This window comes from Pseudoalteromonas sp. UBA6610 (assembly GCF_002433295.1).
Classification (GTDB): Bacteria; Pseudomonadota; Gammaproteobacteria; order Enterobacterales; family Alteromonadaceae; genus Pseudoalteromonas; species Pseudoalteromonas atlantica.
The window spans coordinates 1-12,583 of record NZ_DJHW01000080.1 but is presented as its reverse complement, the minus strand read 5'-3'; the positions used below and the strand labels follow the sequence as shown (position 1 = coordinate 12,583).

Genomic DNA, 12,583 nt, shown 5'->3' with positions numbered 1-12,583 from the left:
TTTGATACTATTAGCCCTCATTTATTAAATTTATAAGGTGTGCGGGTGGTAAACCTAGGTCAGTTGTTTGGCGAGCTTAAAACGTGCTTAAAAAAAGATCAGTTTATATTTAAAAAACGCTTACATGGCGTAAAAAAAATACAAGACGAGACTAAGCAGGCCAATGCCCTTGAAAAAATAGCGGCTGATATTACCCGCAGCCAGCAGTTACGTGAAAAACGTTTAGCTGAGCTGCCCGCTGTAACGTACCCTGAGCAATTACCGGTAAGTCAAAAAAAGGACGTCATTAAAGACGCCATTGCGAATAATCAAGTGGTGATTATTGCCGGTGAAACAGGCTCAGGTAAAACCACGCAAATACCAAAAATGTGTTTAGAGCTTGGCCGTGGGGTTGATGGCTTTATTGGCCATACCCAGCCAAGACGTTTAGCCGCGCGCAGCGTAGCTAACCGCATTGCTGAGGAAATGAAATGTGAGCTTGGCCAACAAATCGGTTTTAAAATACGTTTTAGCGATCAGGTTTCTAATAATACGTATGTAAAACTGATGACCGACGGTATTTTGCTCGCCGAAATACAACAAGACCGCTTTTTAAATCAGTACGACACCATCATTATTGATGAAGCCCATGAGCGCAGCTTAAATATCGATTTTATTTTAGGGTATTTAAAAAACTTACTGCCAAAGCGCCCCGACTTAAAAGTTATTATTACCTCGGCGACCATTGATCCTGAACGTTTTTCAAAGCACTTTGATGATGCGCCAATTATTGAAGTATCGGGACGTACATTCCCCGTTGAAGTGCGCTATAACCCTATAAGCGATATAAATAAAGACGCTATGGAAGCCGAAGGCGACCAACTGCAAGGTATTTTTGATGCGGTAGATGAGCTGTGCGCTGAAGGGCCAGGGGACATTCTCATATTTTTAAATGGCGAGCGCGAAATACGCGATACCGCAGAGGCGCTCTCTAAACGTAATTTAAAACACACCGACGTATTACCACTTTATTCGCGCTTATCTAACGCAGAGCAAAACCGTATATTTGCCCCGCATTCGCGCCGCCATATCATTTTATCAACCAACGTGGCCGAAACCTCATTAACGGTGCCGGGTATTCGTTATGTAATAGACCCAGGTACAGCGCGTATTAGCCGTTACAGCTATCGTACTAAAGTACAGCGTTTACCTATTGAGCCTATTTCTCAAGCAAGTGCGAACCAACGTATGGGACGCTGTGGCCGTGTTGAAGCGGGTATTTGTATTCGCTTGTATTCGCAAGATGACTTTATATCTCGCCCAGAATTTACAGACCCAGAAATACTGCGCACTAATTTAGCCTCTGTTATTTTGCAAATGTTGGCATTAGGGCTTGGCGATATGAGCGAGTTTCCGTTTGTACAAGCGCCAGATAGCCGCAATATTAACGATGGTTTAACCCTACTTGAAGAACTTCAGGCGATTAAGCCGAGTAAAAAGCGCCATCAAACGAGTTTAACGCAATCAGGGCGTGAGCTTAGCCGCTTACCGGTCGACCCGCGTTTAGCTAAAATGGTGTTGACGGCTAATAAGCTCGGTGCACTACGAGAAGTTATTATTATTGTGGCAGCGCTATCGATTCAAGACCCCCGAGAGCGCCCGCAAGAAAAACGCGCCGCAGCGAACGAAAAACACAGCCGCTTTGATGACCCTGACTCGGATTTTATTGCTTTTTTAAATCTTTGGAATTACCTAGAAGAGCAGCAAAGTGAGCTGACAAATAGCCAGTTTAGAAAGTTGTGCCAAAAAGACTTTTTAGCTTATATGCGTATTCGTGAGTGGCAAGACATTGTTTATCAAATAAGCACTGTGTGCAACGAAATGAAAATTAAAGCCACCACGCAAGTGGCAGACTCAGAGCTAATACACAAAGCGCTACTGAGCGGCATGTTAAGTCACATAGGCTTTAAAGACGAAAAGCAAATATATAAAGGCGCTCGTAATAGCCAGTTTCATATTTTTCCGGGTTCTGGATTATTTAAAAAGAGCCCCAAATGGATTATGTCGGCAGAGCTGGTAGAGACCAGTAAACTATACGCACGTATTAATGCCAAAATAGATATTAATTGGGTAGAGCCCCTTGCACAGCATTTAGTAAAACGAAGCTATTCTGAGCCGCATTGGGAGAAAAAACCAGGCGCTGTTATCGCGTTCGAGCAACAAACCTTGTACGGCTTATTGGTGGTTAATAAACGCCGCTGTGTGTATAGCAATATAGACCCTAAAGTTAGCCGTGAGCTGTTTGTACGCACCGCCCTTGTAGAGCAAGAGCTTGGCTTAAATGAACAATTTTTGGCGTACAACCGCGAGCTAATAGAAGATATTCAGGTACTTGAGCATAAATCGCGACGTCGCGATATTTTGGTTGATGAGCAAACGTTATTTGAATTTTACGATAAAAAAATACCTAAAGAAATCAACAACCGTGCAGCCTTTATTAAGTGGTATAAAGCCCAAAAGCAAAAAGATAAACGCTACCTATACATGACCCGTGAAGAGCTTATGCAACACGGTGCAAGTAATATTACTGAGTTTGATTACCCTGACACATGGCAGCAAGATAATATTATTTTGCCGCTGAGCTATCATTTTGATCCAGGACAAGCTGTTGATGGGGTGGCTGTACAAATACCGGTAGCACTTTTAAACCAAGTGCAAGAAACCGGGTTTGATTGGCACATACCTGCCTTTAGGCATGAGTTAATAAGTGGTTTAATTAAATCGTTACCTAAGTCGTTACGTCGTAACTTTGTACCTGCTCCCAATTACGCTGATGCTGTACTGGCAGCCATTGAGCCTATGCAAGGCAGCTTACTTGATGCACTTACTACACGCTTACTAAGAATGACAGGCGTAAAAGTAGATATAGAAGCGTGGGATTTAAACGCACTGGCGCCTCATTTAAGGTTGCAGTTTGAGGTGCGTGATGAGCACGATAAATTGCTTGCACGCGGGCTAGATTTAGCAAAACTAAAAGCACAGCTGCAAGGCAAAGTAACCGATACGCTATCAAAGGTAGCCGATAAAGGCATTGAAAAAGCTGATTTAACACAATGGGACTTTGGCGCTTTGCCTGCCTCGTACGTTAAAAAGCAAGGCCAATACGAAATAAAAGCTTACCCAGCGCTGGTAGATAAAAAATCCACAGCGGCAATTGAGCTCTTTGATAGCGAAGAAAAAGCCCAGCAAGCGCATCAGCAAGGTTTACGGCGTTTAGTTTTATTAAATGTGCCGTCGCCAATAAAGTACCTTCAGCAAAACTTGCCTAATAAAGCCAAACTGGGCTTGTACTTTAATCCGTTTGGGAAAATTGCGGATTTAATTGACGATTGTATTGCCGCCGGCGTAGACAGCTTATTAATAAAGCATGGCGATATACGCGATGAAAACGCTTTTGATAAAGTTAAAGAGCAAATTAGGGGCGAACTAGGCGATGCTGTAGTAGAAATTGCCACCCAGGTTGAACAAGTTTTAAGCATTGCTCATGCGTTACATAAAAAAATGAAAGGGCGTGTCGATTTAACTATGATAACTGCCCATGGCGATATAAAATCGCAGCTTGAGTCACTTATCTTTAAAGGGTTTGTGAGCGCTCACGGTGCGAATAAAATGCCCGACCTAATTCGTTATTTAAAAGCGATTCAAAAACGTTTAGAAAAACTACCTGTTGATCCTAACCGCGATAGACTGTGTGTTTTAGAACTTGAAAAAGTAGCGCAAGAGTACAAAAAGCTCGTAAATAAAATTCCAAAAGGCTTACCTATTCCGCAACAGGTAAACGCTATTTTTTGGATGCAGCAGGAGCTTAGGGTGTCACTGTTTGCGCAAACCTTAGGTACCCCATATCCTATTTCTGCAAAACGCGTTATGAATGCGATAAAAGAGATAGAATAAAACTTGCATTTTCTATTAAGCTTAGTACCTTAATAGAAGGATTTATTTTTGGTTGAGAAGGAAGCGACATACCTATGTCCTCATCGGTTGAACATAAGATTAAGCGATTGTTAGTTGTAGATGACGAGTATTTTAATTATGAAATGCTTAAATCTGCCCTGACTTCAAAATTTGATGTTAGTTATGCTGACTCGGGGAAAAGCTGTTTGGCGTCTGCCATTGCTAACCCGCCGGATATTATTTTGCTTGATGTATGTATGCCTGGCCTCGATGGGTATGATACATGTCGGATGCTTAAGCACACACCTGAGACTAAAAATATACCTGTTGTTATGGTTTCGGGCTTAGAGTCGCCCTCGGAAAAGCAAGCTGGCTTTGATGCAGGGTGTGATGCCTATGTAGTAAAACCGTTTTCGATGGGTACTTTATTTGAGCAAATAAACACGGTTGTTTAAAGGTGATGCATGTTTACTGAAGATAAGCGCAATTTTAGACGTATGCAGGTTAATACTCCTGCGCAATTAACAACAATAGAGCCAGTTGCTGGGCTAAATTATACCGCAGAATGTGTTGATTTAAGTGCCACTGGGCTATCACTTCATTTAGATGACTTGCTTGAGCTCGATACTTTGTTACAGGTTAATATAGAATCGACTCACCCAAGTATTGCCTCTTTAAATGCAACGGCTAAAGTTATACGTGCTAGCAAAGAAGACGATGGCACCATTACCGCAGGATTAGAAATAGTTCAGTTTAACTAAATTGAATAAACACCAAGCGGCTGGCTTTTGCTATTTCGGGTATTAAACAACGTTCGATTTATTACCTACGTCCTTGTAGGTAATAACAATAATTTTTAGTAAACCTTACAAATCAAGCCTTTTAAGTAAAAGCCTTCAGGGTAACTGCCAGCAATAGGGTGATCGGCCGCTTGATTTAAACGCTCCATAATCAATAGCTCTTTACCTGCATCTAGCGCAGCGTCTGCTACCACTTTTTGAAACAAGTTTTGCTCCATTAATCCAGAGCACGAGAAGGTAAGTAATGTACCGCCTGGTTTTAATATTTGCATAGCAATCATGTTTATATCTTTATAACCACGACACGCACCGGTTAGCTGCGCTTTGTTGTCTGCAAATTTTGGTGGGTCCATCACAATAGTGTCAAACTGTTTGCCTTCCTCACGGTATTGGCGTAATAGCTTAAACACATCTTGTTTTACAAAATCGACTTTATTTAAATCTAAGTTATTGTGCTCTACGTTACGCTTAGCGGTATCCAGTGCTGGTTGTGATACATCAACATTAGTGACGTGTTTACAGCCACCACGTAGTGCGTAAAGTGAGAAAGTACCTGTGTAGCTAAAGCAATTTAATACGGTTTTATCTTTTGAAAAGCGCTCAAGTGCTGCGCGGCTATCACGTTGATCCAGGTAAAAGCCTGTTTTATGACCTTCTAAAATGTCTACTTCAAGCTTTAAGCCATTTTCTTCAATAACCACAGGTTCTGAAGGTTCGTTGCCCCACAGTACACCTTTAATAGGTTCTAAGCCTTCTTTGGTGCGCACGTCTACATCTGAGCGCTCATAAATATTCGCGCCAGGAAAAATAGCCATTAACGCGCCTACAATTTCACCTTTATGGCGCTCAGCGCCGGCACTTAGTAATTGGCAAACTAAGGTGTTATCAAACTTATCAATGGTTACACCTGGCAAGTAGTCAGACTCAGCAGCACACAACCTAAAGCCAGTTAAACCGCCTTCGGCTATTGCATGCTCGCGAGCATCTAAAGCACGGCGTAAGCGACGCTCAAAAAAGTGTTGGTCTATTACTTCTTTTTCATCAAAGCTCCACACTCGCGCTCTTATTTGTGAGTGAGGGCTATAAGCAGCGGTGGCTAAAAATTTACCTTCGCTGTCGTGAATGGTGACCGTATCACCTAAGCCTGGTTTACCTTTAATTTTTTTGATGGCTTTTGAAAATAACCAAGGGTGTTTTCTTTTTAATGATTTTTCGCGACCAGCTTGTAGGTAAACGGTAGATGACATAAGGCTTCTCAGTTGTAATAAATAAGCGCTGTATTTTAGTCAAGCATAGGGCAACATACAATGAATGTTTTGCAAGGGAGGTGTAAAGCACGTTAAAGTACGGATAATTCTCATATAAATTAGTTTTTTGGAACATCACTGTGGCCAACACTGCTTTAAGCCCTGAGTTACAACAGCTTGATTCTCAATGTCGCTCATTTATTACTTCGTTAATACATGCCGATGTAGCACACGACATAACGCATATTGAACGCGTAGTGCGTGTTGCCATTCAATTATGTCACGCCGAGCAAGCCAATATGAATATTGTTTTGCCAGCGGCGTGGATGCACGATTGTGTTGCGGTGGCAAAAAACCACCCTGATAGAGCAAAAGCATCTACCATGGCGGCAGATAAAGCCATTGCGTTTTTAAAATCAATTAACTACGACGCATGTTTGTTTGATGATATTCATCATGCTATTGCTGCCCATAGCTTTAGCGCCAATATAGCGGTTAAAACTGTAGAAGCGCAAATCGTGCAAGATGCCGATAGAATGGATGCACTCGGTGCAATAGGCGTTAGCCGTTGTATGAAAGTAGGGGGCTCTATTAGCCGCTTACTGTATAACCCTGATGACCCATTTTGTGTTAACCGCGAAGCAGATGATAAAACCTATACCCTTGATCACTTTTTTATTAAATTGCTTCATATTGCTAAGAGCATGAATACGCCCTCAGCTAAAGCCGAGGCAGAGCGACGCACAGAGTATATGTATGCGTTTTTAGAGCAGCTAAAATCAGAAATTGGTCAATAATATGAGCGCTCCTTTATTATCGGGCATTGATCATTGCCACCTTAATGTTGAAAACATCCAAGAAGCGCTAAAGTGGTACAAGCAGGTACTAGGCTTTAGCGTAGTTGAAGAGCTTGCCTTTTGGGATGAAAATGGCAAAGGGCCACTCACACTTGAAGATAGCGCAAAAACAACGCGTTTAGCGTTATTTGAAGGACAAGGGCGAAGCAAAGGTATTGCTTTTGCAGCCACCGGTGCACAGTTTATTGGTTGGGTTGATTATTTAAATGACTTAAACATAAAAACTGTACTGGCTGATCACGGTGTAACGTTTTCGCTTTATTTTAAAGATAACAGTGGGAATAGCCACGAAATAACCTCTCATGACTACCCGCACATAAAAGCGGTATATGGTGATGTAGAACAAGGCTCACGCACGCGCAATACTTAGTGTTGCTCTTGATATGTGTTTTTAATTGCGATTATAGCATCGAGCTTATTTACAAATAAATTGATGAGGTGGGGGTCAAAGTGTTTACCCGCTTGTGCTTGCATATGCTCAAGCGCTTCTTCTACACCCCAAGCCTCTTTATACGGGCGTTTTGAGGTAAGGGCATCAAATACATCTGCAATAGCCACAATACGCCCTTCAACCGATATTTGTTCGCCTTTTAAACCATTAGGGTAGCCACTGCCATCCCACTTTTCGTGGTGCTCTATAGCCAGTTTATGGGCAAGTTGTAATAGCGGTGATGAGGAATTTGCTAAAATTTGCGCGCCAATAGCCGCATGCTGTTTCATGTGGTCAAATTCGTCAGGGGTTAATCGCCCAGGTTTTAATAAAATAGCATCCGGAATACCTATTTTACCTACATCGTGCATGGGGGCTGCTTGGCGAAGTAGCTCTGCTTGTTGCTCACCCATGCCAAATTCTAATGCTAATAATTTACTGTATTGGCTCATCCTAGCAATGTGCTCGCCAGTGTCTGTGTCTTTGTACTCTGCAGCGCGGCCTAACCGATGTACTAAATCAACATGGGCTTGCTTTAATTGCTCGGCTTGTACAAGCGATAAATGCGTTTTAACACGTGCGCGCACAATCGCAGGGCTAATAGGTTTAGTAATGTAATCAACAGCACCGAGTTCAAAGCCTTTAAACTCATCGCTTTCATCACCCAAAGCCGTTACAAAAATAATTGGGATATGCGAAAGCGCGGGTGTGCTTTTAAGTATTTCGCACACCTCAAAGCCATTCATATCGGGCATCATGATATCGAGTAATATAAGTTTAGGCTGTTCTTTTTCCAGTAGCGCAAGTGCTGCAGCGCCTGATTTAGCAAAAGACATACGGTATTGATTACCTAATACTTCTCGCATGACTTTTAAGTTAGCAGGTTCATCGTCAACGATTAATATACGTGGTTTGTCGTTGCTAAAATCCATTCAATATTCTCATTCTTGGGTAAACTCTTTAATTAGACCGTCTAGCACGTGTTGCGCCTGATCAAAGTCAAATTCATCAAATGCGTTTACAACCTCAGTTACTTGAGTTTGTAGGTGTGCAGGGGCGTTATTTTCAAGCTGCGCAAGCAAATCATCGTTGAGCTCGGCGCTTTGCGCTTCATGGTGTAGCGTTTCACACAGTGACTTTAATTCAGCCGCACTTAGCGTGCTTTTTTGCTCATTATTTTCACTCTCAGCAGGCGTTATTTGTGCGCACTCATCGCCTGATATTAATTGCGTTATTGTCTCTAACTCGCCTTTTATTTGTGTTACTAACGCTGTAGATTGCTCAGAAGTTTGCTCGCGCTCTAACTTGGCTAATAAAGTCATTAATGTTGTTAGGCCTAAATTACCGGCGACCCCTTTAAGGGTATGTATCAGGCTATTGGCGTCTTTAATCTCAGATAACTTACTGTTAAATAAAATATCAAATCGTTTATTGCTGTCATTTATAAATTTGGCAATTTCGGTTAACTGTTTGCATTTATTACCCCAAAGCATCACACCTTTTTCAAAGTCGATGTGTTTAGCCTCAGGGTCTGATTGGCTAATAACCATATCTTTAGCAATACCTAAGCCAAGCACCTGGGCTATTTCTTGGTTAAGCTGATTTATATCTATCGGCTTATTAGCAAAGCCGTTCATGCCGGCACGTTTAGCTGTGAGTTTATCTTGTTGTAGGACGCTTGCCGTTAACGCAATAATGGGGGTAAATTTAAGCTGCCTTTGCTTTTCTATGGCTCTAATTTTTGTGGTTGCTTCTATGCCATCACACTCAGGCATATGAATATCCATTAAGATGACATCAAAATCTTGCTTCTCGAATATTGCAATAGCCTCTAAACCGTTGCTTGCTTTGCTTACCAAATGTTGATCTTTAGAAAGTAATAACGAAAGCAGCTCGGTGTTTTGCTCAATATCATCCACCACAAGTACCCTTAGCGATGGTAATTGAGTGTGCAGGCCATCGAAATGGTCTATTTTTTCTGCATCGCCTTGTATAAGCGGTAAAGAGAAGTAAAAGCAGGTGCCTTTGTTTTCTTCACTGACTAGATTTATGGTGCCGCCCATCAGCTCTACTAATTGTTTACTAATGGTTGTTCCAAGGCCTGTACCGCCAAAGCGACGAGTAGTGGTGCCATCGGCCTGAACAAACGGCTGAAATATAGCTTTAACGCGGTCTTTGGCAATACCTATACCGGTATCTTGGACTTCAAAAAAGAGCTGATCGGTTTGCGTAGTACTTACAGTGAGCTCAACCGAACCTTGCTCGGTAAATTTAATGGCGTTACCGATGAGGTTAGTTAAAATTTGCCTTAACCTATCTGGGTCGCCATAGTAAGTTGTGGCAACAGAGTCTTTAATATTCAACTTTAAACGCAAGTCTTTCTTTTTTGCTTCAAGCCAAAATGTCGAAATAATGCTATCGAGTACTTGTTTTAAGCTAAAGTGAACGGGTTCAATAGTTAGCTTTCCGCGCTCAAGCTTTGCGGTATCAAGCACTTCGTTAAGTAACCTTAATAATGAACGCGCCGCATTATTAACTGTAACCAAGTGTTTTTGCTGTTCTTGGTTTAACGGAGTGTCCATCAGTAGGTCGCTAAAACCAATAATAGAATTCATCGGCGTGCGGATCTCATGGCTCATATTAGCCATAAAAGATTGCTTAGCGTGCGCTGCTTCTTCAGCTTGCAATTTTGCCTGTTCAAGTTTGTCTTCGTATTCTTTTTGCTCGGTAATATCCACCAATACCCCATCTATCCACTGCGGGTTATTATCTTTATCAAGGGTAATACTGCCTTTGTCTAATACCCAGGCAACTTTGCCGTTACGGTGGCGAATACGATACTCTACCGAGTACTTTAAACTTGAAGTCATGGCTTGAGCTACGGCTTCGTTTACCGTTGGCTGATCTGTTTTCAAAATAAGGTCGTTAAGTTCAATGCAGCTTTCTGTGAACTCTTCTGGCGTGTAGCCTGTTAGTTCAGCCACTGTTGGGCTGATAAATAACATGCTCCAGTTTTCGTCGTACTTACAGCGAAAAGCAGCGCCAGGCATATTATCCATTAAAGAGCGGTACTTTTGCTCTTTTTCAATAAGACTTTGCTGCATAGCGCGTTGTTCGGTTAAATCGGTGATAAAGCCAACATATAACGGCATATGGCCTGGCTGATTAACTTCCCCTATACCTAAGCGAATAGGAAAAAGGTGGCCATCTTTGTGTTTGGCAGACACATCCCTATTTATACCAATTACTTTTCCTAGATCTACATTTTTGGCGTGAGACAAATAGCCATCATGGTGGCGAGCGATTTCATCGGCCATCAGCATTTTTACATTATGACCTTGGACTTCGTTTTCTCGCCAACCAAAAATCTTGCTGGCAGCTTCGTTAAAACTCAAAATAATGCCGGTGTGATCTATAGTCACAATGCCATCAATAGCAGTGCCTAAAATAGCATTTAGTCGAGATTCATCCGCCGATTTTTCCTCAAGCAGTAAGCGGTATCTAACCATGCCATTTATAACTGCAATGACACAGGTTATAGCAACGGTCGCGGTAGCTACGGCAATAGCCACAAAAGCAAGCTCAGTGGTTGACTCTTCGTAATCGGGTAAAAGCGGAGAGGTTGCAACAAAGCGGGTAGCAGCCATACCCATATAGTGCATACCAGCCACCGCTGAGCCTAAAATAACAGCGGTAATAGCGCGCGCTTGCAGTTGTGATAAATTAGGTAGCAAACGCGTTAAATGATAACGCGTAAAAAGTGCTATAAACGATAAACCAACAGCGACCACAATTGATAAAGCAAATATGATTGCATCGTAACGTAGTAACGGGGCCAGCTCCATTGCTGCCATACCGCTGTAGTGCATTGTACCAATGCCTGAGCCTAGTAAAATAGAGCAAATAATAAGGTTTTTATATGACCCTTGCGATTTTACTAAAATCGAAAAAGCGTACTGACATGAAATAAACGCCGGTAAAAAAGACAACATGGTAATGAGTGGATCATAGCTAATGTTTGTGCATAACGAAAAGGCCAGCATACCTATAAAATGCATACTCCAAATACCGGCCGATAAAACAGTGGCACCGGTCACATTGGCTAAGCGTTTATAGCTTTCGAATTGCGTTTGCTTTGCTACATCAACCAACCAGATCGTAAAAAAGGCAGCAAAAATAGCGGTAATGACCGATAAACTAACCAGTATAGGGTTATATGCACCGTTGATAATGAGGCTCGGATCGTGGTCGGTTATAAAAAATGCAGACAGCATAGTGGCTCAAATTAGTATCTTTATTGAACTAGTTTAATAGATTTATTTTATAAATAAACTGTTAATCTAATAATTTATATTATAAATCAGCGAGGTTACTTTTTAGCATTAAAGTATTAACATGCGTAGCGTACTTTATTAATAAGACGTGATTTTGCGTAAATAAAAATAATAATAAACACTGAGCCCATTTATTTATCGCTAAATAACTGCATTGATTAAATAAGGCTTTATAATACGCTTTTATTTATATTTAGAGCATACACCTTGTTTGAGTATCAGCTAAAACGCAGTGCAAGGCGTAAAACAGTGGCAATAAAAGTTAGCCAAAAATTAGTTACTGTTTATGCGCCTACACACGTGCCAAAACTACAAATAGAACAATGGCTGTTTAGTAAAAATGAGTGGGTAACTGCGCAATTGCACAAACAACTTAACGCCATTGATACTCAACAACACCCGTTTAAAAACCAGCAAATAATGGTTTTTGCTAAGCCATATACCATTACTTTTGCAAAAGGGACACGCTCGCATGTTCAGCAATCCGATAGCGTATTTACTATTTACACTTCTAATCGAGTAAAAAAACAGCCTGAAAAACGCAAGCAGTTACTTTGCCTTGCCCTTGAAGAAACGCTAACAAACTACATTGAAATGCGTTTAGCTTATTATTGCCAACAGATGTCAGAAGCATTACCGACTAAATTGACGATTGGAAGTTATAAACGTAAGTGGGGGAGTTGTAATTCTCGGCGAGAGCTAACCTTTAGCCTTAACCTTGTTGGGGCGCCTCATCATATAATTGATTATGTTATTGTGCACGAATTGGCTCATTTAAAGTATTTGAACCACAGCAGCGCTTTTTGGAAGCACGTAGCTAACTTTTATCCCGATTATAAATCTGCATCAGCATGGCTTAAAAACCACGGAGCAACATTACAGTGGGTATTTGATAATTAGTCTAAAAATGAAGTTTTAAATAGTGATGAAAAAGGTATAGAAAAGGATACTGAAGATAAGAAGTGGTGGAGGGAGCTGGATT

At 41.4% G+C, this 12,583-nt stretch carries 9 protein-coding genes; 6 read left to right on the top strand and 3 right to left on the bottom strand.

What is annotated here, in order from left to right; translation table 11 throughout:
• Nucleotides 1-45: 45 nt before the first annotated feature.
• The 3 genes from hrpA to B4F91_RS10590 all read left to right on the top strand — a co-directional run bounded on the left by hrpA (nucleotide 46) and on the right by B4F91_RS10590 (nucleotide 4,694).
• Entirely contained in the window at nucleotides 46-3,933 is a 3,888-nt protein-coding gene (gene hrpA, locus B4F91_RS10600; protein WP_248534137.1) for an ATP-dependent RNA helicase HrpA, read from the top strand.
• Nucleotides 3,934-4,007: 74 nt separating this feature from the next.
• Nucleotides 4,008-4,388 (top strand): response regulator, encoded by a 381-nt coding sequence (locus tag B4F91_RS10595; protein ID WP_024034218.1) that lies wholly within the window; start codon nucleotides 4,008-4,010, stop codon nucleotides 4,386-4,388.
• Nucleotides 4,389-4,397: 9 nt separating this feature from the next.
• Entirely contained in the window at nucleotides 4,398-4,694 is a 297-nt protein-coding gene (locus B4F91_RS10590; RefSeq protein ID WP_004589184.1) for a PilZ domain-containing protein, read from the top strand.
• Nucleotides 4,695-4,789: 95 nt separating this feature from the next.
• On the opposite strand, the gene B4F91_RS10585 is transcribed toward B4F91_RS10590, so the two are convergent.
• Entirely contained in the window at nucleotides 4,790-5,980 is a 1,191-nt protein-coding gene (locus B4F91_RS10585; protein WP_273589117.1) for a class I SAM-dependent methyltransferase, read from the bottom strand.
• A 140-nt stretch (nucleotides 5,981-6,120) separates the two neighbouring features.
• Here B4F91_RS10585 and B4F91_RS10580 point away from each other — a divergent pair, with 140 nt between their 5' ends.
• Together B4F91_RS10580 and B4F91_RS10575 are read left to right on the top strand one after the other, a co-directional pair.
• On the top strand, nucleotides 6,121-6,777 hold the full coding sequence (locus B4F91_RS10580) for an HD domain-containing protein (RefSeq protein ID WP_004589186.1): 657 nt from the start codon (nucleotides 6,121-6,123) through the stop codon (nucleotides 6,775-6,777).
• A 1-nt stretch (nucleotide 6,778) separates the two neighbouring features.
• Nucleotides 6,779-7,207 carry a VOC family protein gene (locus tag B4F91_RS10575; protein WP_286937520.1) on the top strand — a complete coding sequence of 143 codons (429 nt, stop codon included), beginning with the start codon at nucleotides 6,779-6,781 and terminating at the stop codon, nucleotides 7,205-7,207.
• On the opposite strand, the gene B4F91_RS10570 is transcribed toward B4F91_RS10575, so the two are convergent.
• Together B4F91_RS10570 and B4F91_RS10565 are read right to left on the bottom strand one after the other, a co-directional pair.
• Nucleotides 7,204-8,199: a response regulator gene (locus B4F91_RS10570; RefSeq protein ID WP_054983078.1), complete on the bottom strand. Its 996-nt coding sequence runs from the start codon at nucleotides 8,197-8,199 to the stop codon at nucleotides 7,204-7,206. The two genes, B4F91_RS10575 and B4F91_RS10570, sit on opposite strands and share 4 nt — an antisense overlap.
• 9 nt (nucleotides 8,200-8,208) lie before the next feature.
• Nucleotides 8,209-11,541: an MHYT domain-containing protein gene (locus B4F91_RS10565; protein ID WP_286937518.1), complete on the bottom strand. Its 3,333-nt coding sequence runs from the start codon at nucleotides 11,539-11,541 to the stop codon at nucleotides 8,209-8,211.
• Between the two features lie 309 nt (nucleotides 11,542-11,850).
• Here B4F91_RS10565 and B4F91_RS10560 point away from each other — a divergent pair, with 309 nt between their 5' ends.
• A complete protein-coding gene (locus tag B4F91_RS10560) occupies nucleotides 11,851-12,501 on the top strand; it encodes a M48 family metallopeptidase (protein ID WP_085065543.1) in 651 nt (216 codons plus the stop codon).
• The last annotated feature ends 82 nt before the right edge of the window (nucleotides 12,502-12,583 follow it).